The 23,604-nt window shown below is 68.1% G+C and carries 21 protein-coding genes; 6 read left to right on the top strand and 15 right to left on the bottom strand.

The genetic code is table 11. The features are described 5' to 3' along the window. Positions 1-90 precede the first annotated feature (90 nt). The 5 genes from ACV22W_RS20910 to ACV22W_RS20890 all read left to right on the top strand — a co-directional run bounded on the left by ACV22W_RS20910 (position 91) and on the right by ACV22W_RS20890 (position 6,346). Positions 91-1,077: an ABC transporter permease subunit gene (locus ACV22W_RS20910; RefSeq protein WP_448021438.1), complete on the top strand. Its 987-nt coding sequence runs from the start codon at positions 91-93 to the stop codon at positions 1,075-1,077. Then, entirely contained in the window at positions 1,074-1,913 is an 840-nt protein-coding gene (locus ACV22W_RS20905) for an ABC transporter permease subunit (RefSeq protein ID WP_059535122.1), read from the top strand. Before ACV22W_RS20910 ends, ACV22W_RS20905 begins: the two co-directional genes overlap by 4 nt. Before the next feature lie 100 nt (positions 1,914-2,013). Then, positions 2,014-3,588, top strand: coding sequence for a DUF3138 family protein (locus tag ACV22W_RS20900; RefSeq protein ID WP_448021434.1), 1,575 nt, complete (start codon positions 2,014-2,016; stop codon positions 3,586-3,588). A gap of 112 nt (positions 3,589-3,700) precedes the next feature. Next, complete coding sequence (locus tag ACV22W_RS20895) at positions 3,701-5,020, top strand: NAD(P)/FAD-dependent oxidoreductase (protein WP_448021433.1); 1,320 nt, start codon at positions 3,701-3,703, stop codon at positions 5,018-5,020. A 24-nt stretch (positions 5,021-5,044) separates the two neighbouring features. Then, positions 5,045-6,346, top strand: coding sequence for an NAD(P)/FAD-dependent oxidoreductase (locus ACV22W_RS20890; RefSeq protein ID WP_448021431.1), 1,302 nt, complete (start codon positions 5,045-5,047; stop codon positions 6,344-6,346). Between the two features lie 122 nt (positions 6,347-6,468). Here ACV22W_RS20890 and ACV22W_RS20885 read toward each other — a convergent pair whose 3' ends face one another. From ACV22W_RS20885 to ACV22W_RS20845, 9 genes are all read right to left on the bottom strand, one after another. Further along, positions 6,469-7,134 carry a DUF799 domain-containing protein gene (locus ACV22W_RS20885; protein WP_448021430.1) on the bottom strand — a complete coding sequence of 222 codons (666 nt, stop codon included), beginning with the start codon at positions 7,132-7,134 and terminating at the stop codon, positions 6,469-6,471. A gap of 10 nt (positions 7,135-7,144) precedes the next feature. After that, positions 7,145-7,573: a DUF4810 domain-containing protein gene (locus ACV22W_RS20880; protein ID WP_448021429.1), complete on the bottom strand. Its 429-nt coding sequence runs from the start codon at positions 7,571-7,573 to the stop codon at positions 7,145-7,147. 82 nt (positions 7,574-7,655) lie between these two features. Next, a complete protein-coding gene (locus ACV22W_RS20875; RefSeq protein WP_448021437.1) occupies positions 7,656-8,327 on the bottom strand; it encodes a CsgG/HfaB family protein in 672 nt (223 codons plus the stop codon). A gap of 426 nt (positions 8,328-8,753) precedes the next feature. Then, a complete protein-coding gene (gene gor, locus ACV22W_RS20870; RefSeq protein ID WP_448021428.1) occupies positions 8,754-10,109 on the bottom strand; it encodes a glutathione-disulfide reductase in 1,356 nt (451 codons plus the stop codon). A 244-nt stretch (positions 10,110-10,353) separates the two neighbouring features. Next, a complete protein-coding gene (locus tag ACV22W_RS20865; protein ID WP_014895816.1) occupies positions 10,354-10,578 on the bottom strand; it encodes a hypothetical protein in 225 nt (74 codons plus the stop codon). Positions 10,579-10,951: 373 nt separating this feature from the next. Then, a complete protein-coding gene (locus tag ACV22W_RS20860) occupies positions 10,952-12,073 on the bottom strand; it encodes a porin (protein ID WP_448021426.1) in 1,122 nt (373 codons plus the stop codon). A gap of 361 nt (positions 12,074-12,434) precedes the next feature. Further along, positions 12,435-13,202 (bottom strand): YoaK family protein, encoded by a 768-nt coding sequence (locus ACV22W_RS20855; RefSeq protein WP_448021425.1) that lies wholly within the window; start codon positions 13,200-13,202, stop codon positions 12,435-12,437. A gap of 59 nt (positions 13,203-13,261) precedes the next feature. Beyond that, positions 13,262-13,789: a chromate transporter gene (locus ACV22W_RS20850; RefSeq protein ID WP_448021423.1), complete on the bottom strand. Its 528-nt coding sequence runs from the start codon at positions 13,787-13,789 to the stop codon at positions 13,262-13,264. Continuing rightward, the gene (locus ACV22W_RS20845) at positions 13,786-14,400 is read right to left on the bottom strand and encodes a chromate transporter (RefSeq protein ID WP_448021421.1); all 615 of its coding nucleotides are present in this window, start codon (positions 14,398-14,400) and stop codon (positions 13,786-13,788) included. Before ACV22W_RS20845 ends, ACV22W_RS20850 begins: the two co-directional genes overlap by 4 nt. A gap of 96 nt (positions 14,401-14,496) precedes the next feature. Here ACV22W_RS20845 and ACV22W_RS20840 point away from each other — a divergent pair, with 96 nt between their 5' ends. Then, positions 14,497-15,381 carry a transcriptional regulator GcvA gene (locus ACV22W_RS20840; RefSeq protein WP_448021420.1) on the top strand — a complete coding sequence of 295 codons (885 nt, stop codon included), beginning with the start codon at positions 14,497-14,499 and terminating at the stop codon, positions 15,379-15,381. Between the two features lie 41 nt (positions 15,382-15,422). Here ACV22W_RS20840 and ACV22W_RS20835 read toward each other — a convergent pair whose 3' ends face one another. From ACV22W_RS20835 to ACV22W_RS20810, 6 genes are all read right to left on the bottom strand, one after another. After that, positions 15,423-16,730: a solute carrier family 23 protein gene (locus tag ACV22W_RS20835; RefSeq protein WP_448021418.1), complete on the bottom strand. Its 1,308-nt coding sequence runs from the start codon at positions 16,728-16,730 to the stop codon at positions 15,423-15,425. A gap of 252 nt (positions 16,731-16,982) precedes the next feature. Then, complete coding sequence (flgL, locus tag ACV22W_RS20830) at positions 16,983-18,221, bottom strand: flagellar hook-associated protein FlgL (RefSeq protein ID WP_448021416.1); 1,239 nt, start codon at positions 18,219-18,221, stop codon at positions 16,983-16,985. A 23-nt stretch (positions 18,222-18,244) separates the two neighbouring features. Continuing rightward, positions 18,245-20,227 carry a flagellar hook-associated protein FlgK gene (gene flgK, locus ACV22W_RS20825; RefSeq protein ID WP_448021415.1) on the bottom strand — a complete coding sequence of 661 codons (1,983 nt, stop codon included), beginning with the start codon at positions 20,225-20,227 and terminating at the stop codon, positions 18,245-18,247. A gap of 195 nt (positions 20,228-20,422) precedes the next feature. After that, positions 20,423-21,178 carry a flagellar brake protein gene (locus tag ACV22W_RS20820; protein ID WP_448021413.1) on the bottom strand — a complete coding sequence of 252 codons (756 nt, stop codon included), beginning with the start codon at positions 21,176-21,178 and terminating at the stop codon, positions 20,423-20,425. A gap of 235 nt (positions 21,179-21,413) precedes the next feature. Beyond that, on the bottom strand, positions 21,414-22,412 hold the full coding sequence (gene flgJ / locus ACV22W_RS20815; RefSeq protein ID WP_448021411.1) for a flagellar assembly peptidoglycan hydrolase FlgJ: 999 nt from the start codon (positions 22,410-22,412) through the stop codon (positions 21,414-21,416). Beyond that, a complete protein-coding gene (locus tag ACV22W_RS20810; RefSeq protein WP_448021409.1) occupies positions 22,413-23,600 on the bottom strand; it encodes a flagellar basal body P-ring protein FlgI in 1,188 nt (395 codons plus the stop codon). Positions 23,601-23,604: the final 4 nt, after the last annotated feature.

The raw sequence follows: 23,604 nt of genomic DNA, 5'->3' as shown, positions 1-23,604 counted from the left end.
TGCACGACAGCGCGCCGGCGTGGAACGACGACGTGTTCGTGTCGTGGTCGCCGGCCAGCGGCGTCGTGCTGACGCAGTGAGGGCGACATGATGAGAACTTCCGCTTCCACTTCGTCCGCGCCGGTGCCGACCGGTGCCACCGCTGCGACCCAGGCCGTCAAACGCCGCAGCCGTTTCGCGGCGCTGTCGCGCTTCCTGCCGTCGGGCCGCGGCGTCGCGATCGGTGTGCCGTTCCTGTGGCTCACGATTTTCTTCGCGCTGCCGTTCGTGCTGGTGTTCAAGATCAGCTTCGCCGATCAGGTGATGGGCATTCCACCGTACACGTCGCTCGTCGAGATCAAGGACGGTGTCGTGCACTTCGCGCTGCAGTTGTCGCACTACGCGTTCCTGCTGCAGGACGACCTGTACATCGCGACCTACCTCAGCTCGCTGAAGATGGCCGCCGTGTCGACGCTGCTGTGTCTGCTGATCGGCTACCCGATGGCGTACTACATCGCACGCTCGGAACCGGGCCGGCGCAACGTGCTGATGATGGCTGTAATGCTGCCGTTCTGGACGTCGTTTCTGATTCGCGTGTACGCATGGATCGGCATCCTGAAGGATGACGGCCTCCTGAACCACACGCTGATCGCACTGGGCATCATCCACACGCCGCTGCGCCTCTATCACAGCGACGCGGGCGTCTACATAGGGATGGTCTATTCGTACCTGCCGTTCATGGTGATGCCGCTGTATGCGCACCTCGTGAAGATGGATCTCACACTGCTCGAGGCCGCGTACGACCTGGGCGCCAAGCCGTGGGTCGCGTTCACGCGCATCACGCTGCCGCTGTCGAAGAACGGGATCATCGCCGGCAGCCTGCTGGTGTTCATTCCGGCGGTCGGCGAGTACGTGATTCCGGAGCTGCTCGGCGGCGCCGACACGCTGATGATCGGCCGCGTGATGTGGGATGAGTTCTTCAACAACATGGACTGGCCGATGGCGTCCGCGGTGACGGTCGCGATGGTGCTGCTGTTGCTGGTGCCGATGGCGCTGTTCCAGTACTACCAGGTCAAGGAACTGGAGGAAGCGAAATGATCAAGCCGAGCAAACCGCTGTCGACGGGCGTTCTCGCCTTCGGCTTCCTGTTCCTGTACATCCCGATCATCAGCCTGGTCGTGTACTCGTTCAACGAGTCGAAGCTGGTGACGGTGTGGTCGGGCTTCTCGCTGAAGTGGTACGCGGCGCTGTGGCAGGACGACGAACTGCTCACGGCCGCTTGGCTGTCGCTGAAGATCGGCCTCCTGACGGCCACCGCGTCGGTCGTGATCGGCACGTGGGCGGGCTTTGTGCTCGCGCGCTTCGGCCGCTTCAAGGGCTTCACGCTGTACACGGGGATGATCAACGCGCCGCTGGTGATTCCGGAGGTGATCCAGGGGATCTCGCTGCTGCTGCTGTTCGTTGCGCTGGAGCAGATGTTCGGCTGGCCGAAGGGTCGCGGGATGGTGACGATCTGGATCGGCCACGTGATGCTGTGCGTGTCGTACGTGGCGATCATCGTGCAGTCGCGCGTGAAGGAGATGAACAAGTCGCTGGAGGAAGCCGCGCTCGACCTGGGCGCGACGCCGCTGAAGGTGTTCTTCGTGGTGACGCTGCCGCTGATCTCGCAAGCGCTGCTGTCGGGCTGGCTGCTGTCGTTCACGCTGTCGATCGACGATCTGGTGCTGTCGGCGTTCCTGTCGGGGCCGGGCTCGACGACGCTGCCGCTGGTGGTGTTCTCGCGCGTGCGGCTCGGGCTGAACCCGGAGATGAACGCGCTGGCGACGCTCTTCATCACGGCGGTGACGATCGGCGTGATCGTCGTGAACCAGATGATGATCGCGCGCGAACGGCGCCGGGTGGCCGACTTGAAGGCGGCGTTCGCGGCGGCCTGACTTCCCTCTTCCTTTCCATCGATAACAAGACCCGCGCGCCGCACGATGCGGCGCGCGAACCGATCACACATTGACAGGCCCACGACAAGGAGAATCCGCAATGAAGAAGAAACTGATCTGCCTGCTGGTGGCCGGCGCGTTGCCGGGCATCGCGCTGGCCGACTCGACCTCCGCCGAAATCAAGGCACTGCAGGCGCAGGTCGCCGCGCTGCAGAAGCAGATGAAGGCGATGCAGGCGCAGCTCGCGGCGAAGCCGGGCGGCGCACCGCTCGCGCAGGCCGGCGCGACGACTTCGGCCAAGCCGGCCATCGTGGCCGCCGATCCGTCCTCGCCGGACTACGGCCGTGCCCAGGCCACGCTGACCAACGACGAAGTCAGCGAAATGAAGCAGCAGATCGCGAACCAGCAGCTGAAAGTCGACTCGCTGACGGACGCTGCCAACACCGGGCCGCTCGCGGGCCTGTCGGTCACGGGCTACATCGACCCGACCTACATCTACAACCGCGCGGCCGGCACGTCGTCGTTCCTGTTCGCGAACCACGAGAACGCGTACAACTACTTCAACAGCACGTTCGGCGATCTCTACCTCGACATCAAGAAGACCTTCGGCGTCGGCCCGATGGCGCCGTCGGCGGAGATCACGCTGATGCCGAACCGCGGCAACGGCATCACGCTGCTGCAGAACTCGCGCGGCTCGATCACCGACAACCTGCTGAACACGGCGGTCGTCAACGTGCCGATCACCGCGTCGACGACGCTCGTCGCCGGTTTGATCCCGAGCTTCGGCGGCTACGAGGTGCAGCAGTCGAACCAGATGCTCACGCTCACGCACAACCTGCTGTACGATTTCTCGGATCCGGGCAGCTACGTCGGCGTCGGCGCGAACTACACGAAGGGCAACTGGGCGTGGAAGTTCTTCCTCGGCAACGAGCAGTACCGCACGTACGGCTCGGTCACGCAGACGGGCACCAATGCGCTCGGCGACCCGATCAGCACGAGCAACAAGGTGCCGACCTTCACCGCGCGCGCGGACTACACGTGGTCGAGCGCGCTCGATATCGGCGGATCGTTCAACATCGGGCGGCAGACACTGGCGAGCGCGATCGACGATCAGGGCGTCGTGCACTACGGCCCGGGCGGTGCAGCGCCGAGCGCCTATGGTTCGTTCTTCTTCGGCGAACTCGACGCGACCTACACGCTCGCCGACGTTCAGTACAACGCCGAAATCGACTACGGCCGGCAGCAGCATGCGGCGTTCAACGGCGGGCTCGCGCAGTGGTACGGTCTGTCGCTGCTCGCGCACCGCAAGTTCAACGCGCCGGTGGTCGGCCGCATGGGCGTGACGCTGCGCTACGACCTGCTCGCCAACACGAAGAACGGCGGCGGCGGTGGCGGCATCGCGCTGAACGGCAACGGGATGGATCCGAACAACGGCTTCGGCGTCGACGCGGATTGCCTCGCGATGTCGAAGGCCGGCGGCGGCCTGGGCTTCGAGTGCAAGGGCGCGGTGCGCCAGGATGTCGCGCTCGACCTGCTGTTCTATCCGACCCAGCAGATCACCGTGAAGGTCGAATACCGGCACGACTGGGCGAACAACAAGGTGTTCCTGCGCAACGACGGTTCGTACGGCAAGTCCAACGACCTGCTCGCGACGCAGTTCATCTATTCGTTCTGATGCGGGCCACGCGGGACGCCGTGCCGCGTGCATGGCGCCCCGCATCGTTTCACCCGGCCGGATCGCGGTGCGTCGCGCACTGGCGCCGGCCGTCCTCGAGGGAGTCGGTTTGATGACGCAGTCTTTCACCGCCCGCGCCGACGCGCTCGCGCGCGACTCGTACTACGAAGCGACCGCCGCGCGCCCCGCGGTCGACGATCCCGCGGCCGGCGCCCCGGCGCTGGAAGACGCGATCGACGTCGACGTGTGCGTGATCGGCGCGGGCTTCGCGGGCTTGTCGACGGCGCTCGATTGCCGCGCGCGCGGGCTGTCGGTCGCCGTGATCGATGCGCACCGGCCCGGCTGGGGCGCGTCCGGCCGCAACGGCGGCCAGGCGATCACGGGCTTCGCGAAAGACGAGGTGATCGAGCGGCAGCTCGGTGCCGCCGGTGCGCGTGCCGCGTGGTCACTGTCGCTCGACGGCGTCGCGCTGATCGCCGAGCGCATCGCGCGCCACGGCATCGACTGCGACTTCACGCGCGGCTACCTGACGGTCGCGACGAAGCCGCGCCGCATCGACGACCTGCGCGCATGGATGGATGCCGCGACGTCGCGCTGGGGCCATCCCTCGCTGTCGTGGCTCGACACCGGTGCGATCCGTGCGCGCATCGCGTCGTCCCGCTATCTGGCGGGCGTCTACGATCCGCTGTCGGGCCACCTGCATCCGCTCAAGTATTGCCTCGGCCTCGCCGACGCCGCGCGCCGCGAAGGCGTCGCGCTCCATGCGCACACGCCCGCGCTCGACGTCGTGCGCGGCGCGCGGCCGGTCGTGCGCACGCCGTCGGGCGAAGTGCGCTGCCGCTTCGTCGTGTCGTGCTGCAACGCGGGCCCCGGCGGCATCCTGCCGGCCGCCACCGCCGCGCGCATCGCGCCGATCGCGTCGTACATCATCGCGACCGAACCGCTCGGCCGCGCGCGCGCCGACGCGCTGATCGCGCAGCGCGAAGCCGTGTGCGACAACAACTTCTTCCTCGACTATTTCCGGCTGTCCGCCGACCATCGCATGCTGTTCGGTGGCCGCGCGAACTCCGCGGGCGCGTCGCCCGACACGCTCGCCGAAACGATCCGTCAGCGCATGGTCGGCGTGTTTCCGCAGCTCGCCGACGTGCGCGTCGACCACGCATGGGGCGGCTTCGTCGACGTCACGCGCAACCGCGCGCCGGACTTCGGCGCGCTCGATCCGAACTTCTTCTACGTCCAGGGCTTCAGCGGGCACGGCGTCGCGTTGACCGGCATCGCCGGACGCGCGATCGCCGGCGCGATCGCGGGCGACACCCGCGCGTTCGATCTGTTCGCGCAGTTGCGCCACCGGCGCTTTCCCGGCGGCGACGCGTGGCGGCAGCCCGCGCTCGAACTCGGGATGCTGTATCACCGCGTGCGCGAGCTGTTCTGAGCCCCTTCATTCGTTTTCCTGATCATGCAGACATTCGCCAACCAGCCGCACGTCGCGTCGTATTACGCGGCGACCGCCAACGATACGACCCGCCATGCGCCGCTCGCCGGCGCGATCGACGCCGACGTGTGCGTGATCGGTGCGGGCCTCACCGGTTTGTCCGCCGCGCTCAACCTCGCCGAGCGCGGCCATTCGGTGACCGTGCTCGAAGCGTCGCGGGTCGGATGGGCGGCGAGCGGGCGCAACGGCGGCCAGCTGATCGGCGGCTTCGCATGCGGCATCGACACGTTCGGCAACTTCATGCCGGAAGGCGACGTGAAGCGGATCTGGGACATGGGGCTCGAAACGCTGTCGCTCGTGAAGTCGCGCATCGCGCGGCACGACATCGACTGCGCGCTCATGCCCGGCTACCTGACCGCCGCGAACACCGAGCGCGACGCCGATGCGCTGAAGCGCTGGCGCGACGAGGCCGCGAAACGCTTCGGCTACGACCGCTTCCAATTCGTCGAAGCGGACGAGCTCGGCGACTACGTGCAGTCGGCGCGCTATCGCGGCGGCCTGTACGACCCCGACAGCGGCCACCTGCATCCGCTGAACTACACGCTCGGGCTCGCGCGTGCGGCCGCCGACGCCGGCGTGCGGATCCACGAGGACAGTTGCGTGACGCGCGTGCGCGACGTGTCGGGCGGCCACCTCGTCGAAACCGCCCAGGGGCAGGTGCGCGCGCGCTTCGTCGTGCTCGCGTGCAATACGTACGTCGGCACGCTCGCGCCCGCGCTGTCGAAGAAGATCATGCCGGTCGGCACTTACGTGATCGCCACCGAGCCGCTCGGCGAAGCGCGCGCCGCCGCGTTGATGCCCGCGCGCGCGGCGATCTGCGACAGCCGCTTCGTGCTCGACTATTTCCGGCCGGCGCCCGACACGCGGCTCGTGTGGGGCGGCAAGGTCAGCTATTCGACGCGGGAACCGCGCGATCTCGCTGCGGCGATGCGCGCGGACATGCTGAAGACGTTCCCGCAGCTCGCGGACGTCAAGGTCGACTACGCATGGGGCGGCTTCGTCGACATCACGATGAACCGCGCGCCGCACTTCGGGCGCGTCGCGCCGACGATGTATTTCGCGCAGGGCTTCTCGGGGCACGGCGTGAACACGACCGCGCTCGCGGGCAAGCTCATCGCCGAGGCGATCGACGGCCAGGCGAGCCGCTTCGACCTGTTCGGCAAGATCCGGCATCGCGACTTCCCCGGCGGCGCGACGCTGCGCACGCCGGCGCTCGTGCTCGCGATGAGCTGGTACCGGCTGCTCGACGCGTTCGGCATGCATTGAGCGGGCCGCATCGGAGCGAAACGAAAAACGGCCGCGCAACAAGCGCGGCCGTGCAATCGAATCGCATGACATCGGTGCGTCGGGCACATGCCGTGTCCACGCACTGCGTGCGACATGCCCGATCAGTCCGTCCCGTACTTCGGCGAATGCGGACCGTACAGCAGCCCGTTGGGCGGCCCGGCCGACAGCAGCCGCGTGCTGGTGAACGCGGCGACGTCATGGCTCTGGTCCATCAGCGTATTTGCGATCTGCTTGACCGCTGCCGTCACCAGCATGCCGATCAGGCCGCCACCGCCATTGTTGCCGCCCTCGTCGCTGCTCGCGCTCGCGCGGCCCTGCCACAGCACGTCGCCGGTACGCAGGTCGACGAGCTTCGCCGAGGCCGACACGACCGTTGCGCTCGCAAGGATCCGGTAGACGGTGCCGTACTGCGACACCTTCGAATACAGCGCGGCATCCGCACCGAAGATCTCGCGCAGCTTCGCGGGCGGCGTCTGCTGGATCTCGGCCGCGTTGGTCAGGCCGTTCTGCTTGAACGTCTCGTCCATCACGGCGACCGGCACCACGTAGTAGCCGGATTCGGCGAGCGGCAGCGTCATCTGCGACAGCATCCCGTAGGTCGCCGCGACGTCGGACGTCTCGTTGACGGGCGGCAGGACGAGGATCGAGCGCGGCTGGCTCTTCTTGAACGCGGTGTAGTCGGGTCGTTTCACCGGCTGCGCGCACGCGCTCAGCAGCGCGACGATCGACAGCACGGACATCAGCTTGAATGAGAGTGTCTTGAACATGGCGGGCGCGTTACTGTTTGGCGGTGGTCGGGGCAGTGTCCTTCTGGCCGGCGATCGCCTGGGCGGCCGGCTTCTGATCCGCGGTCTGCGACGCGCCGGTCTTTTTCTTCATCAGGAAATCCATGAAGGTCGACGATTCCGGGAACGACTGCTTCTCGGCCTGCAGTTCCTGCTCGGCCTGCTGCTCGTTGCCGACGCTCGCATACAGCATCCCCAGATGCGCATGGAAGCCCGGCGGCGGCATTTTGCCCTTCGCGCGAATCTCCTGCAGCGCCTTTTCGAGCGCGTCGATCTGCTCCTGCGGCGACTTCTGCCCCTTGAAGTACTCGTACACCTGCGGCTGATAGCCGGTCCACTGGTAAAGCGGCGGCGTGGAGCTCGCGCAGCCGGCGAGCAGCAAGGCGGCGGCCGTCGCCGGCAGCCAGTTACCCCGTTTCATGGTCTGTTCTCTTTTGATGTCGTTGTCAATCGGTCCAGCGCGGCGCCGGCCCCGGCGCGCGCTGCTGCAATGGCTGCGCCGCTTACCGCGGCGCCTTCAGCGTGCCGGCGTCGACCTGGTCGACGAGATGATTCACGGCTTCCTGGATCGCCAGGTCCAGCACCTTGCCGTTGAGCGTCGAGTCGTAACCGGCCGTGCCGCCGAAGCCGATCACTTCCCGGTTCGACAGGCTGAATTCGCCCGCGCCCTGGCTCGACGCGACGACTTCGGACGTCGTCGTGTCGACGATGTTCAGGTTCACCTTCGCATACGCGACCTGCGTCTTGCCGCGGCCGAGGATGCCGAACAGCTGGTGATCGCCGACGTCCTTGCGGCCGAACTCGGTCACGTCGCCGGTCACGACGTAGTTCGCGCCCTTCACGGCCTGCGCCTTCTTCATGAAGCCCGCTTCCTGCTTGATCTCGTCGAGATTCTCGCGATCGAGCACGTTGAAGCGGTGGCTCTGCTGCAGGCGCGTGACGAGGATGGTCTTCGCCTGTCCGCCGAGGCGGTCGATGCCGTCCGAGAAGATGCCGCGCATGTAGCTCGAACGGTTGTCGAACTTGCCGACCGCGATCGCGACGGGCTTGCCCGCATACGGCTTCTGAGCGCTGCTTACGGCCGGCACGTCGAGCGTGCGCGACGATTCGGTCGCGCAGCCTGACAGCGCCGCGACGAGCGCGGCCGCCACGAGAACGGTGCGTCGTGTCTGAATGTTCACTGCTGGTCTCCTTGCATGAAAAGATTGCCCGGAACGGGCATGCCGGCTCGTTGACGAGCCGGCGGTCGATGCGGCAATCGAAACGGTTGGGGCGCGCGCCGCCTCAGCGCCCGGATGGCGATGGAGAGGACGGCATGCAAAGGGAAAGTGCGCGCAACGAACGTGCTGCGGCAAGACGCGAACGCGCGGCGCATGGATCGACCACCTCGCGTGCACCGGCTACCCCGTGATTTTGCTTACTGCGCTGTTGATCGCGCATGATCGGCCCCGTATATGATTTTGGCCGATCATACCAAGACTGATTATTGAGACGGGCTTACTTGAGAAGAATTGACGTTTATTCGGAACAACTGCACATCCGCGATACCTCGTGCAGCGACGGCGCGTGCGCCGGCCCGCGAGCCGGCGCGCCGGTTGCGGTCAGTCGGCCACTTTCTGTCGCATCGTCACGAATTCCTCGGCCGCGGTCGGGTGAATGCCGATCGTGTCGTCGAACTGCGCCTTCGTCGCACCCGCGCGAATCGCGATCGCGATGCCCTGGATGATCTCGCCCGCGTCGCGGCCGACCATGTGCGCACCGATCACACGCTGGCTGTCGCGTGCGACCACGAGCTTCATCAGCGTGCGCTCGTCGCGGCCCGACAGCGTGTGGCGCAACGCCTTGAACGACGTGCGGTAGATGTCGATCTCGTCGTGCAGGCGACGCGCATCGGCCTCGGTCAGGCCGACCGTCGCGACCTCGGGCTGGCTGAACACGGCCGACGGCACGTAATCGTGATCGGCCGCGACGCGCGCGCCGCCGAACAGCGTCCGCGCGAGCAGGCCACCGTCGCGGGTCGCCACCGGGGTGAGCTGCGGCCGCGACGTGACGTCGCCGATCGCATGGATCGAAGGCACCGACGTCGCCGAATACGCATCGACGGCGATCGCGCCGCGCGCGTCGAGCATGACACCCGCCCGTTCGAGCCCGAGCCCGTCCACGTTCGGCACGCGGCCGGTCGCATAGAGCACCGCGTCGTACGGCCCGTGCTGCGCGTCGCCGACACGCACGGAGAGCGTGCCGTCGTCCGCGCGCGCGATCGATTCGACCACGGCGCGCGCATGGATCGCGACGCCTTGCCTGGTCATTTCGTCGGTCAGGAATTGCCGCACGTCGTCGTCGAAGCCGCGCAGGATCTTCTCGCCGCGATAGAACAGATCGACCTGGCTGCCGACGCCGTTGAAGATGCCCGCGAACTCGACCGCGATATAGCCGCCGCCGACCACCGCGATGCGTGCGGGCAGCGTCGCGAGCGACAGCGCCTCGCGCGACGTGATCGCATGCTCGATGCCGGGCCGCGGCGGCAGCGACGGGCGCGAACCGGTCGCGATCGCGATGTGGCGCGCGCGGATCGTGCGATCGCCGATCGCGACCGTATGCGCGTCGACGAGGGTCGCGCGCCCTGCGTGCATCGCGACGCCGGATTGCCGCAGCAGGTCGATGTAAATATCGCTGAGCCGGTTGATCTCGCGATCCTTCGCGGCGATCAGCGCGGGCCAGTCGAGCGTGCCGGCGCCGAAGGTCCAGCCGAAGCCCTTCGCGTCCTCGAGCTCGTGCGGATAGTGCGATGCGTAGACGAGCAGTTTCTTCGGAATGCAGCCGCGCAGCACGCAGGTGCCGCCGATCTGCTCTTCTTCCGCTATGCCGACGCGCGCGCCGTATGACGCCGACATCCGGGCGAGCCTCACGCCGCCGGAGCCGGCCCCGATGACGAACAGGTCGTAGTCGAAATCCATCGCAAGCCCTCATCGCAGTTCGGATGACGGCACGATAACAAGATTCCGGAGTTCGTGCGGAACGTGGCGCCGCAGGACGCGCGCGCCATAAAAAAAGGCGAGAGACGTCGCCTCTCGCCGGTCAAACCAGCTGCCGGGTGTGCCATGCGTCACCGATCGACCACATGCCCGGCCTGCCGGCCGCGCGGCACCGGTCCGTCCGGGTGCGCGAACGGCGCACCTGCGGCGAGACCGGCCGCCATGCTCAGGCCTGCGACGTGTCGCTGCCGTCGGTCGCCTGCGTATCGTCCGCCTGCTGCGGCTGCTCTTCCTTCTTCTCGAGCATGCCTTCGATTGCCTCGGCGCCCTTGAAGCCGGCGACGGCTGCCGCCGCCTTGGTCAGCAGGCCCGCATCCGGATCGACCTTCTCGGCCGCCTCGACGGCTGCCACCGCGCCAGCGATTTCACCCACGGTATTCAGGATACCCATCGTCATCCCCTTTCAAGAAAATCGTGAGCGCATCGTCCCACGAAAAAAAACCGGCAGACCGTGTTTGTCATCACCGGATACACAAGTTACGCACCAGGCCGGCCGCACGCGAAACGCGCGCCGGAACGACGCCCGCGCGTGCGTTGCGGCACACGGCGGGCCCTGCACGCAGCGTAGCGGAATCGCTTCGCGCGCACTGTCAAAGTATGTTCTGGAATGCCGACGGAATCCTTACGGGCAGGCCGTGCCCGATGGAGCGATCGCTGAATGGTCGTTCGCGCGCATGAAGGTCGCGTGACGAAAAAAAGAGGCTCCCGCGGGAGCCTCTGCGATGCGCGCCGAGCCTGGGCCGGCGCGTGCGTTCCGATTTTCGTCAGAAGATATTGCGCAGGCCGATCGCGATGCCGGTCTGGTTGCTGCGACCCGGCAGTTCGACGTTCGCCGCGCCGTTCGTCTTGTTGAAGTCGATGGTGCCGTAGACTTCCGTGCGCTTGCTGAGCGCGTATTCGGCGATGCCGACGATCGCGTAGCGGTTGCCGCTCGCGAGCGTGCCGTTCGTGGTCATCGCGTTGCGCATGTGGTCGTAGTAGAACGCGCCGGTCAGCGTCAGCGGCGTGCTGACCTGCCAGCTCACGCCCGCGAACGGACCGTCGTCGATCCGGCCCGTGCCCTTCGCGACCGGAATCGACTGCTGCGCGAGCAGGCTGTCGACGAAACCGGTGTCGTCCTTCGAGCGCAGGTAGCCCGCATAGACCTTCGCCTTGCTGAACGCGTACACGACGTTCGCGTGGTAGATCGTCTGCTTGCGTGCGGAGTTGTCGCTGTTCTGCTGCGCGCCGGCCGCGATGCTGAGCGGGCCCATCACGTACGACAGCGACACGCCCCATGCATTGCCCTTGCCGAGCGAGCCCGGGATCTGGCCCGAGAAGCCGCCCGCGCCGGTCGACTCGTAGTTCGTGCCCGTCGAGTACATCGCCTTCGCGGTGAGGCCCGCGAACTTGCCCGTGTACTTGATCTGGTTGTCCGCGTACAGACCGCCACCCAGCGCGACCGGCAGCCACGCGTTTTCGAGGTAGTTGCCGACCGTCAGCGGATCGTAGGTGTCCGACAGCAGGTCGAACAGCGGGGTCTTCTGGCGGCCGAGGGTCACCGTGCCGTACGGGCTCTGCAGGCCGACGTACGCCGCGCGATTGAACAGGCGGCCGCTGTCGGCGAATGCACCGTTCTGCAGGTTCACGCCGCTTTCGAGGTTGAACAGGGCCTTCAGGCCGCCGCCGAGGTCTTCCGTGCCATAGATGCCGAAGCGGCTGTTGGTGATCGCGCCGTTGGTCATCGACAGCAGGCCGTCGTTCTTGGCGTTTGCGTTGGTCAGATAGCGGACGCTGACGTCGGCGACGCCCCAGAGCGTGACCGAGCTTTGTGCTGCTGCGTACTGGCTGGCGAAGGCCAGCGCCGCGCCCCCTGCGATGGCTGCGAGTCGGGTGGTCTGCTTCATGAGCTTTCCTTTTTGTAGGTGTCTCCATTCATGGCCGGCCGCGTGCGCAGCCGGGTGGCGATCGCGCACGTTCATGGCGCGCGCGATGTGGGCTGAATCATAAGACCAGTGCGCGCCCTGAAAGAAATTGAAATGCGCGGTAACGCGCGATTGTCGCCCTGGAACAACGGTTCCCGCACCAGGCTTGCCGCTCGCGTGACGGACGCGGAGTGCGGCGATGGCGAAACGAGGGCGGGTGCTGTAAGGATCGGCCGGGGCAGCCGGCTGGCGTTCGGGTCGTGTCGCGGGTCGGTGACGCGACGAACCGGTGATTCGGTCACGCAGCGCACCGGCAGGCCGCATGGTGGCGGCCCTGCACACGTCAGGCAGGCCGCGGCGCCCCGCCGTCGGGGTTGCGGCCGTCGGCGTCGCCGCCGGTGCTGCCGTTGCCGGCCGTCCCATCGCCACGATCACTCCCATCGCCCGCCCGCCGCGCCCGCCGCACGATCTCCGCGAACGCGCCCGCAAGCAGCAGCACCGCGCCCCACAGCGCGACCTCCGGCACGAGCCGCGTCACGAAGCCGCCGGCCACGGCGCCGCCCAGGAAGCAGAAGCTGATCGTCGCGAGCAGCGCCGAGTCGTGCAGCGCGCCCGCGTCGTAGCGCGGAATCAGCCCGACGAACAGCTTCTGCGCGGCGCGCCGCAGGTTGCCGGTCGTCATCACCGACGTGTACGACAGTTCCTCGAGATGGGTGAACGACAGCGTCTGCAGCGTCGCAACGAACGAGATGCCGGGAATCAGCCACGCGCTCGATGCGCCGACGAGCCCGCTCGCGGCAATGCCGAGAAACGCGATCTCGACGATCAGGCTCGCGAACGCGGTGTGGCGCATCCAGCCGCGCCGCGCGGCGAGACCGAGCAGGTGCGCGACGAACACCGCGACCACGAAGCCGCCGAGCGGCGGCACGTGATGCAGCGCGGCCGCCCATTCGCCGGCCGACAGGTTGATACCGAGCAGCGCGACGTTGCCGGTCATCGTGTTCGCGAACACGTGGCCGTGACCGACGTACGTGTACGCGTCGAGGTAGCCGCCGGACAGCGTGAGCAACGCGGCGACAGTGAGATTGCGGCTGGCGCCGTCGAGATCCATCGATCCTCCCGTGAATATTCGCGCCAGTATGCGGGACGGGGAGATGGCTTGTCCTTCGCTCACTGGCCGATGCCGGTGAGCCCGATCAGCGCGCCCACCGCCAGCAGCCAGAGCGGATGGATGCGCGTGCGCCACGCGAGCACGGCGCATGCGGCGGTGATGCCCCACTGGATCGCGGTGCGGTTCGACGCTTCCGAGATCAGCACCGCGCTGGCCGCGACGAGCCCGGCCGTGACCGGCATCAGCCCCTGCTGCACGTAGCGGCGCCATGGCCGGTCGCGAAAGCGCTCCCACGCGTGCAGCGCCAGCACCGTGACGAGCGACGACGGCCCGAACTTCGCGATCGACGCGACCAGCAGCCCGGCCCAGCCGGCCACGTGCCAGCCGACCAGCGACACGATCATCATGTTCGGCCCCGGCGCCGCCTGCGCGAGCGCGAACAGCGCCGTGAACTCGTGCGCGCTCATCCAGTGGTGCACGTCGACGACCTGCCGCTGCATCTCCGGCAAGATCGTGTTGCCGCCGCCGAATGCGAGCAACGAAAGCTGGCTGAAGATCGTCGCGATCGCGATCAGCGTGTCGTTCATGACCGGCCTCCGTCGCGCGCGGCGGCGTGCTGCGGTGCAGGCGTATCGCGGCGCCGCGACGCGAGCCAGATGCTCAGGGGCGTCAGCACCAGCATCGTGGTCAGGAGCGGAACGCGCAGCACCGCGATCGCGACGAACGCGAGCGCCGCGATGCCGGCCGCGGTGCGCGGTGCGTGCCGCAGCGGTTTCACGACCTTCACGGCCATCGCGACGAGCAGGCCCGCGGCCGCGGCGGCAAGCCCGCCGAACAGGTGCTGCACGCGCGGATCGCCCTGCGTCTTCGCATACAGCACGCCGAGCGCGACGACCACGAGCGTCGGGCCCGCGATCAGCCCGAGAATGCCGGCGAACGCGCCCGCGACGCCCCGAAAGCGCATGCCGACGGCGACCGACAGGTTGATCACGTTGCCGCCCGGCAGGAACTGGCACAGCCCGAGCAGGTCGGTGAATTCGTCGGCGGTGAGCCATTTGCGCTCGTCGACGATCGTGCGCCGCGCGAACGGCAGCGCGCCGCCGAACGACATCAGGCCGAGCGACAGGAAGCCGGTGAACAGCTCGGCGAGGCCGATCCGGCGCGGGGATGCCGCGGGCGGCGGAGAAACGGAATGCATGGGGCTCCTCATCAAACGGTGTCCCGAGATTACCGCCGTTGCGCACCCCGGCAAAACGATTTTATCGGCACGCCCTTGTGATCTAGAATCACAAGCATGGCACGCGACCTCCCGCCCTTTTCCGCGCTTCGGGCCTTTGAAGCAGCGGCACGACACGAAAGCTTCAGCGCCGCCGGCGACGAGCTGCATGTGACTCACGGTGCCATCAGCCGGCAGATCGCCGGGTTCGAGGCGTGGCTCGGCAAGCCGGTGTTCCACCGCTACGGCAAGCGCGTGAAGCTCACCGACGAAGGCCGCCGCTATCTGGATACCGTCCGTGCCGCGTTCGACAGCATCGCGCTCGCCACCGAGCAGCTGCGCAACACCGGTGCCGCGCGCGTGCTGCGCATCAATGCGCTGCCGACCTTCGCGATGAAATGGCTGCTGCCGCGCCTGTCGCGGTTCCAGCGCGACGTGCCGAACGTCGAGCTGAAGCTGTCCACGTCGAATGCGCCGCTCGACATGCTCGACGGTTTCGACGTCGCGATCCGCCGCGGCCCCGGCCACTGGCCGAAGTGCACGAGCGGCCACTTCCTCGACGAAAGCGTGATTCCGGTCTGCAGCCCCGCGCTGCTCAAGCGCGCGCCGATCGCCCGGGCGGACGATCTCGCGCGGCACGTGCTGCTGCATTCGGATACGCGGCCGGAAGGCTGGCGCGACTGGTTCGCGGCGGCCGGCGTGACGATGAAGGGGCGCAAGCGGCAGTCGTTCGATCACTTCTACCTGGCGCTGCAGGCGGCCGTCGACGGGCTGGGCGTCGCGCTCGGCCCGCTGCCGCTGATCGACGACGAGCTCGCGAGCGGCCGCCTCGTGATGCCGCTGCCCGGGCCGCGCATCGCGACGCGCAGCTACTGGTGGATCGCGCCGGGCGCGCCGGCCGGCGATCCGCTCGTCGCGCAGTTCTGCGCGTGGCTGCAAGCGCAGTCGAATATCGGCGCGTAACGACGTGCCGGCGGGCGGCATTGCACCGCCCGCTGCCAAGGTCAGACCACCGGGCCCGGTTCCTTTTCCTTGCGCAGGATCGCGTACAGGATGATCGCGCCGAACGTGGCGGTGCCGATCCCGCCGAGCCCGAAGCCGCCGAACTTCAGCGAGAAGTCGCCGGCGCCGAGCACCAGTGTGACGGCCGCGACGATCAGGTTGCGGTTGTCGGAGAAGTCGACCTTGTTGACGACCCAGATCCGCGCGCCCGTCACCGCGATCAGCCCGAACACGACGATCGACACGCCGCCGAGCACCGGGCCCGGAATCGTCTGGATCACCGCGCCGAACTTCGGCGAGAAGCCCAGCCCGATCGCGATCAGCGCGGCGATCGCGAACACCAGCGTCGAATAGATCCGCGTGACGGCCATCACGCCGATGTTCTCCGCGTAGGTGGTCACGCCCGTGCCGCCGACGCTGCCCGACACGATCGTCGCGAGCCCGTCGCCGATGAACGCGCGACCGACGTAGCGGTCGAGGTTGGTGCCCGTCATCGCGCTCACCGCCTTGATGTGGCCGAGGTTCTCCGCGACCAGGATCACCGCGATCGGCGCGAGCATCAGCATCGCGTGCGGATCGAAGACCGGCGCACGGAAGCTCGGTACGCCGAACCACGCGGCGCGCGCGACGATCGAGAAATCGACCGGCTTGCCGAGGCCCATCCCGTTGGTCGCGATCGCATAGATCACGTACGCGATCACCAGCCCGACGAGGATCAGCAGGCGCTGCATCATCCCGCGCGCGAACACCGCGACGCCGCCGACGCACAGCACCGTGACGAGCGCCATCACCGAGTCGAAGGTCGATGCCGACACGCCCTTGACCGCGATCGGCGCCAGGTTCAGCCCGATCACCGCGACCACCGCGCCGGTGACGACGGGCGGCATCAGCGTCTCGATCCAGCGCGTGCCGATCGCCTGCACCAGCGCGCCGAGCGCGACGTACACGACGCCGCATGCGACGATCCCGCCGAGCGCGACGGGGATGTTCGGGTTCGGCCCGCTGCCGCCGTAGCCCGTCACGGCGATCACGAGGCCGATGAACGCGAAGCTCGAACCGAGGTAGCTCGGCACGCGGCCGCCGACCAGCACGAAGAACAGCAGCGTGCCGATGCCCGACATGAAGATGCACAGGTTCGGGTCGAAGCCCATCAGCAGCGGCGCGAGCACGGTCGACCCGAACATCGCGACGACGTGCTGCACGCCCATCGCGACCATCTGCGGCCACGCGAGGCGTTCGTCGGGGCCGACCACGCGCGAGGCGGCGCCGGTCGGTTGCACCCGCCAGCGCGGGAAGTAGGAATCGGACATGGGGAAAAGGGCTCCTGTCGAACGCCGGCTGCGGACGGTGCGCCGGTCTGGAATCTGGCGCGAGTTTACGGAGCGGAAATGGGGCTGGCAAGCGCGAACCGCCGGCGCGGCGGTGGCGCGGTGCGGCGCCGTGGTCGTGCCCGCCGGGCGGGGTGCCGGACGGCACGATCGCGCCGATGAAGGCCGACGGCGGCCGGCCTGCGCCCGCCACGGTGTAAGCGGGCGCTCACATCGTGACGGACGTCGTGGGGATCACGGATTGATGTACTGGAACAGCGACATGTTCTGCAGCTGCGCATACGCCTTCTGCGCGCCGCTCAGCGCGTTCTGCACCTGCAGGTACTGGCTGATCGTCGTCACCATGTTGGTGCTGGTCAGGTCCGACAGGTTGCTGGTCGTCTGCAACGCCGCGGTCTGGTTGACGACCTGCATCGCCTTGACTTCCTGCTCGCGGCCGCCGACCGACGCCAGCACCGTCGTGACGTTGCGCATCGAGTTGTTGATCTTCGTCGCGGCCGTGCCCATCGCGTTCGACAGCGCGGCGCTCGCCGTCTGGTTGCCGGTGACGGGCGTCTTCAACGCCGTGATCATCGAATCGAGCGTCGAGAACACGTCGACCCCGCTTGCCTGCGGCGCGGGCGTGACCGAAAAGGTGTCGTTGACCGCCGGCGTGCCCGACACGGCCACCTTCATCCCGCTGCCGAGCGCGATCGCGGTGCCCGACGTGTAGGCCTGCGCGGGCGTGGTCGTCGGCGGCGACGCCGTATTGTCGGTCACCGTGTAGGTCGGCGCGGCCGCCGTGCCGCCGAAGGTGATCGTGAACTGGTGGCCGTTCGTCGCGGCCGACGGGTCCGTCACCGTGACGTTGCCGATGGTGGCCGTGCCCGTGTTGCTCGCGCCGGCCGCCTGGACCGGCGAGCTGCCCAGCGCCTGCACCGACATGAACACCGAGAGGCCCGAATCGCCCTGCGGCACGCTGCGCGAATCGTCGATCTGTACCGTGCGCGTGCCCGTATCGCCGACGTAGCTGATGCCGCCGGCCGCGTTCTTCGTGAACGGCGCCGCCGCATTCTTGAAGCCGGCGAACAGGTAGTTGCCCGCGCCGTCCGTCGCGTTCGCGAGCGACATCAACTGGTCGCGATAGCCCTCGAGCTGCGTCGCAAGCGCCGCACGGTCGCTGTCGGCGAGCGAACCGTCGCCGGCGCGCACGATCACCGACTGAACGCTGCCGAGCACGGTGCCGACGCTCTGCAGCGTCTGGTCCTCGGCCTGCAGCGACGCGAGCGCCGTGCTCTGGTTCGCCGCGTACTGCGACAGCGTGGCCGACGTCATCGACAACTGCACGGCCTGTGCCGCGCCCACCGGGTTGTCGGCCGGCGTCGTCAGGCTCACGCCGCTCGAGATCTGCTGGTAGAGCTGCGCGAGCTGGGCCTGCTGATCGTTCATCTGGCCGACGTTCAGCTGGTAGAACTGGGTCGTGGAAATCCGCATCGTTTCTATCCTCTCGAATCCGGTCAGCTGAACAGGCCCAGCACGGTCTGGAACAGCGAAGACGCCGTCTGGATCACTTTCGCGTTCGCCTGGTAGAGCTGCTGGTACTGCATCAGGTTCGCGGCTTCCTCGTTCTGGTTCACGCCCGACACCGACTGCTGCGCGGACGTGATCTGGCCGACCAGCGCCGTCTGTGCGGTGCTCGACGACTTGAGCTGGCTCGCGGTGTTGCCGATGTTGTTCACGTAGTTCGCATACGCGCCCGTGAGCGTCGTCGTGCCGCCGCCGAGCGTCTTCGCGTTGACGAGCTGCGACAGCGCGAGTGCGTTGCTGCCGTCGCTCGTGCCGCCCGCGTACGGCCCGATCGTGAACGAATCGCCGTCCGACGGCGTGCCCGACAGCGTGACGGTCACGCCGTTCAACGCCCCGGCGGCCGTCCCCGACATCGTCATCGCCGCACCGGTCGACGGGTCGTACGGCACGGAATCGGTCGGATTGTTGATCGTCACGGAAGTCGGCGGCGTGCCCGGGATCGTCACCGTGGTGCCGACCGGGAAGCCCGACAGCGATTTCGTCGCCGCGTCGTAGGTCAGCTTGGTCGACGGCACCTGGTAGCCGGCGCTCACCCCGCTCAGCGCGATCTTGCCGGTGCCGATGTTGGTGCTCGACGCCGACGTGATGGCCGGCGACGCGGCCGCGATCGCCGAGCCGCTCGTCGTCGCGAGGCCGAAACCCGTCAGTGCGCCGCGCGTCGGCAGCACGGTGAACTGGTCGCCGGCATTCATCGCGCCGGACGAGAACGAGAAGTTCAGCCCGCCGAGCGAAAGCGGCATCGGCCCTGCCTTCTGGTCGACCACCGCGCCGCTCGCACGGTCGGTCAGCGTGTAGTTCGTGCCGTCGTACGACAGCGTGTAGTCGCTCGTCGTCGGCTGCGACGCGTTGGCGAACGAGACGGACAGCGACGCGTTGCCGGTATTGCCCTGGTTCGAATAGACGGACGGGGCCGCCACCGTGAACAGGTTGCCGCCCGGCTTGCCGGACAGGTCGATGCCGAGCGCGTTCTGTGCGTTGACTTGCGCGGCGAAGCTGGCCGCGACCGCGCCGAGTTGCGCCTGCGCGGGGTTGAGCGTCTGGCTGCGGAACGCGAGCAGGCCACCGAGCGTGCCGCCCGACAGCGACGCATCCGGCAGCGCCTGATTCGGGCCCGGCGGGTTCGCGCCGGCGATCCCCTGCGACACGACGGTCAGCTCGCTCGGATCGGACGGCGACGTGACGGCCGCGAGCTGATAGCTCTTGTCGGCGAGGACGAGCGGCTGACCGCCCGCGAGGAACACGCTGTAGCCGCTGTCGTTGCGCACCACCTGCACGCCCGCGAGGCTCGACAGGTTCGACACAGCGAGGTCGCGCTGGTCCATCAGCTGGTTCGGCGGCTGCCCCTGGCTGCTCGCCGCCGAGATTTGCTGGTTCAGTTTCGCGATCTGCGCGGTGTACGTGTTGATCTGCGACACCGTGCTGGTGAGCTGCGTATTCACGCTCTGGCGCAGCGCGTCGTACTGCTGGCCGGCCGCGTTGAGCTGGTTCGCGAGAATCTGCGCGTTGCTGATGGCGGTCTGCCGCACCGACGGATCGGCGGCGCTGTTCGCCACGTTCTGCAAACCGGTGAAGTAGCCGGTGATCGCGGTCGAGATCCCGGCCGTCGGGCTGCCGACGTAATTGTTCAGCTGCGCGACGAGCGAATACCACGTCGATAGCGCGCCGCCCTGCGACTGCGCGCTGTTCAGCTGGTCGCTCAGGTACTGGCTGTACTGCCGCTGCACCGTGACGGTGTTCACGCCCTGCGGCATGTAGCCGCTCGACGTGTACTGGCCGCTCGCCTCCGCGTAGACCGGGCGTTCGACCGAATAGCCGGGCGTGGCAGCGTTGCTGATGTTCTGACCGGTCGTCGTGAGGCCCCAGAGCGCGGCATTGAGGCCGCTGACACCGAGGTTCATGAGTGTGTTGGACATGCGCGATCCTGATGAGCCGGCCGCGCTGCGGCCGCCGGGTTGCGTGACTCCCGGTATAACGGCCGCGGATCGGAAAAATTGAGGGAAAAATGCGCATGCGACGCGTGCGTGCGCGTCGTCTGTCGAGCGCCCCGGCGGGCGCTGCCGGCACCGGTGCGAAAGCGGCCCCGGGCGGGGCCGCGAGAGGGGCGTACGTCAGGCCCGCGCGAGCGAGCGGCGCTTCATCTCGAGCTGCGTGATCAGGCGCTGCAGCGTGTTCTCCGCGCTGCCCGGCAGCGACATGAAGCGAAACCCGAGCTGGAAGCGCCGCGAACCGTTCGGCATCTGGGTCGAACGCTGCGACACGAGCCGCAGGTCGAGCGACAGCTTGCCGTGGCCGGTCAGCTCAAGCTCGACGTCCGGCAGCAGCGTGCCGACCTCGAGCGCCTCGACACGCTCGTCGGCCGTGCGCAGCCCGACGCCGCCGAGCGACAGGTTATGCACCTCGAACACGAAGCTCTCGCCGTCCGGCAGCTTGCCGCGGCACAGGAACGGATCGACGATCGGCGCATCGACGCGGAAGTACTCGCGGCGCTGGATGCACATCAGCACGTCGGGAAAATCGGCGACGAACGCAGGCAGCCCCTCGTAACGCGTCTCGCGCGGTGTGCTCGTGCTGAATTCGACGCGCACGCCTTCGGGCGCCGCCGCGAACGTGCAATGCGACGCGCCGAGGATGCCGGCGTTCTGCTCGGACAGCGCGCCCCAGTCGAACGTGAACGTACGCGCGCCGACGTCGACCTCGAGCAGGCGCGTGACGAGCTGGCCGCCCGGGTACTGGACGGTCAGGAAGTCGCCGCGGTTCACGAGGTTGCGCAGCTGCACGCCGATCTCCAGCGGATTGCGGCGGGCGTAGTCGGGCCCGGAATGGCCCGCATCCAGGCTCGGATCGGTCGACGTTTCGATATTCATGGCTAGCCGGTTTTCTTGTCATGGGCGCCCGGGCGACCGGTGCGCAGTAAAACCGGGCCAGAACATGGCCCGGTTGCAGGTCTCACACACTTAGCGGCAGTGCTCACCGAAAGTTTAGATCGAATTGCCAGTTTTTTTCGCGCAAACGTTGAAACCGCGCGCGGCGGGGTGCCGGGCGCGGTCCGTAAGACTGCAAGAATGGGCGGCAGGCGGGGCCGTTCCGGCCCCTGCCCCGTCAGCCGATCTGCTGCATGATCGAGATCAGCTTCTTCGCGTAGTTCGGGTCGGTCGCGTAGCCGGCCTTCTGCAGCCCGTGCGCGAAGCCCTCGACGCTGCGGCTCGCGCTCAGCACGCCCGCGTAGCGCGGGTTGTTCTTCAGCAGGTTCGCATAATCGGTCATCGCGTGCTCGTACGAATCGTACGCGCGGAACTTCGCGACGACGCGGCGCGGCGCGCCGTTCACGTATTCGGTCGTCAGCGCCGACACCGTGCGGCCCGTCCAGCCCTTGTTCGCCTTGATGCCGAACACGTTGTAGCTCGTCGAGCCGTCGCTCGCGCGAATCTCGCGCTTGCCCCAGCCCGATTCGAGCGCGGCCTGGCCGACGATGAAGCGCGCCGGGATGCCGGTGGTCGCGCTCGCCGCCTGCGCCGGGCCGGCGAGGCGGTCGACGAACGCGTCGGCGTCCTGCGCGCCGCTCGCGCCCTTCAGCGGCGGCGTCAGCGCGCTGCCGGCCGTGTAGCCGCGCGCGCCGGCGAGCCCGCCGTTGTTCGCCGCGTTCGCGTAGGCCCTTGCCATCGCGTTCATCGCGGCGAGGCTGCCTTCGTTGCCCGACGTGCCCGAGCCGGCTGCACCCAGGCCCACCGCGCCGAGCCCGGCCGCGCCGGCGTCGGCCGCCGTGTCGCCGCCCGTGCCCTGCCCCGCGTTGCGCAGCAGCTGCTTCATCAGCGCGTCGGCCACACCGATCCCGCGCTTCGACATCTGCTGCGCGAGCTGCTGGTCGAGCATCGACGTGTACATCTTCGACGTGTGCGAATCGAGCAGCCCGCCGTCGGGCGACGCGTCGCGCATGCTCTTGAGCATCATCTGCGTGAACATCGCGTCGAACTGGCCGGCGACCGCCTTCGCGCCGGCCTGCGGCGACTGCTTCGCCTGCGCGCGCAGCGCGTCGAAGCCCTGCACGTCGAGGGCGAAGCGCTGCGTCAGGTCGTTCGCGTTCGGGAGAGTGGCTGCCATTTAGATCACCTCCAGATCGGCGCGCAGCGCACCGGCCGCCTTCATCGCCTGCAGGATCGACATCAGGTCCGCCGGCGTCGCGCCGAGCGTGTTCAGCGCCTTCACGACGTCGGCGAGGTTCGCGCCGGCCGTCACCATCTTCAGCGCGCCGTTGTCCTGCTTCAGCTGGATCTGCGATTGCTGCGCGACCACCGTCTGCCCGTTCGAGAACGGCCCCGGCTGCGACACCACGGGCTGCGTGTTGACGACCACCGACAGGTTGCCGTGCGCGACCGCGCAGCTTTGCAGCGTGACCATCTGGTTCATCACGATCGAGCCGGTGCGCGCGTTCAGGATCACCTTTGCGGCGGCCTTGTCCGGGCTCACGTCGAGGTTCTGCAGGCGCGCCATGAACGCGACCTGCTGCGCGGAATCCGCCGGCGCGGCGAGCTGGATCGTGCGGCCGTCGAGCGCCGTCGCGGTGCCCGGGCCGAAGCTCGAATTGACCGCGGACACGATCCGCTGCGCGGTGCCGTAGTCCATGTCGTTCAGCTGCAGCTGCAGCACGCCGTTCATCTGCGCGATCGCGTTCGGCACCGAGCGCTCGACGATCGCGCCGCCGACGATCCGGCCGGCCGCGAGCTGGTTCACCTGCACGCGGCTGCCGTTCGCGCTCGCCCCCGCGCCGCCGACCGCCATGTTGCCCTGCGCGAGCGCGTACACCTGGCCGTCCGCGCCCTTCAGCGGCGTGAGCAGCAGCGTGCCGCCGCGCAGGCTCTTCGCGTTGCCGAGCGACGAGACCGTCACGTCGAGCGCCTCGCCCGGCCGCGCGAACGGCGGCAGCGTCGCGGTCACCATCACGGCCGCGACGTTCTTCAGCTGCATGTTGTTCAGCGACGACGTGCCGCCGTTCGCCGAGCCGTTGTTGATCGAGATGCCGAGGTTCGCGAGCATGTTCGCGAGCGTCTGCGTCGTGAACGGCGTCTGCATCGTCTGGTCGCCCGTGCCGTCGAGACCGACGACGAGGCCATAGCCGATCAGCGGGTTGTCGCGCACGCCCTGGATCTGCGCGAGGTCCTTGAGGCGCTCCGCGTGCGCGGGCGCCGCGCCGAGCACGCATGCCGCCAGCACGAACGCGGCGGCGAGCCGCGCGACGGCAGGCACGCGCGACACACGGGACGACAGGCGGTGGAAAAGAGGCTGCTGCATCGTC

The organism is Burkholderia sp. AW49-1 (genome assembly GCF_053427845.1).
The sequence above is the reverse complement of the archived record's forward strand: the minus strand, read 5'-3'. Positions and strand labels throughout refer to the sequence as shown.

Bases quoted from the DNA above. Each gene is read 5' to 3' on its own strand.
- ACV22W_RS20895 (WP_448021433.1), top strand. From the start codon at position 3,701: ATGACGCAGTCTTTCACCGCCCGCGCCGACGCGCTCGCGCGCGACTCG.
- flgJ (WP_448021411.1), bottom strand. From the start codon at position 22,412: ATGGCAGCCACTCTCCCGAACGCGAACGACCTGACGCAGCGCTTCGCC.
- ACV22W_RS20905 (WP_059535122.1), top strand. From the start codon at position 1,074: ATGATCAAGCCGAGCAAACCGCTGTCGACGGGCGTTCTCGCCTTCGGC.
- ACV22W_RS20820 (WP_448021413.1), bottom strand. From the start codon at position 21,178: ATGAATATCGAAACGTCGACCGATCCGAGCCTGGATGCGGGCCATTCC.
- ACV22W_RS20840 (WP_448021420.1), top strand. From the start codon at position 14,497: ATGGCACGCGACCTCCCGCCCTTTTCCGCGCTTCGGGCCTTTGAAGCA.
- flgK (WP_448021415.1), bottom strand. From the start codon at position 20,227: ATGTCCAACACACTCATGAACCTCGGTGTCAGCGGCCTCAATGCCGCG.
- ACV22W_RS20880 (WP_448021429.1), bottom strand. From the start codon at position 7,573: ATGAAACGGGGTAACTGGCTGCCGGCGACGGCCGCCGCCTTGCTGCTC.
- ACV22W_RS20860 (WP_448021426.1), bottom strand. From the start codon at position 12,073: ATGAAGCAGACCACCCGACTCGCAGCCATCGCAGGGGGCGCGGCGCTG.
- ACV22W_RS20810 (WP_448021409.1), bottom strand. From the start codon at position 23,600: ATGCAGCAGCCTCTTTTCCACCGCCTGTCGTCCCGTGTGTCGCGCGTG.
- ACV22W_RS20845 (WP_448021421.1), bottom strand. From the start codon at position 14,400: ATGCATTCCGTTTCTCCGCCGCCCGCGGCATCCCCGCGCCGGATCGGC.
- ACV22W_RS20850 (WP_448021423.1), bottom strand. From the start codon at position 13,789: ATGAACGACACGCTGATCGCGATCGCGACGATCTTCAGCCAGCTTTCG.
- ACV22W_RS20910 (WP_448021438.1), top strand. From the start codon at position 91: ATGAGAACTTCCGCTTCCACTTCGTCCGCGCCGGTGCCGACCGGTGCC.
- ACV22W_RS20890 (WP_448021431.1), top strand. From the start codon at position 5,045: ATGCAGACATTCGCCAACCAGCCGCACGTCGCGTCGTATTACGCGGCG.
- ACV22W_RS20865 (WP_014895816.1), bottom strand. From the start codon at position 10,578: ATGGGTATCCTGAATACCGTGGGTGAAATCGCTGGCGCGGTGGCAGCC.
- flgL (WP_448021416.1), bottom strand. From the start codon at position 18,221: ATGCGGATTTCCACGACCCAGTTCTACCAGCTGAACGTCGGCCAGATG.
- ACV22W_RS20835 (WP_448021418.1), bottom strand. From the start codon at position 16,730: ATGTCCGATTCCTACTTCCCGCGCTGGCGGGTGCAACCGACCGGCGCC.
- ACV22W_RS20855 (WP_448021425.1), bottom strand. From the start codon at position 13,202: ATGGATCTCGACGGCGCCAGCCGCAATCTCACTGTCGCCGCGTTGCTC.
- ACV22W_RS20885 (WP_448021430.1), bottom strand. From the start codon at position 7,134: ATGTTCAAGACACTCTCATTCAAGCTGATGTCCGTGCTGTCGATCGTC.
- gor (WP_448021428.1), bottom strand. From the start codon at position 10,109: ATGGATTTCGACTACGACCTGTTCGTCATCGGGGCCGGCTCCGGCGGC.
- ACV22W_RS20900 (WP_448021434.1), top strand. From the start codon at position 2,014: ATGAAGAAGAAACTGATCTGCCTGCTGGTGGCCGGCGCGTTGCCGGGC.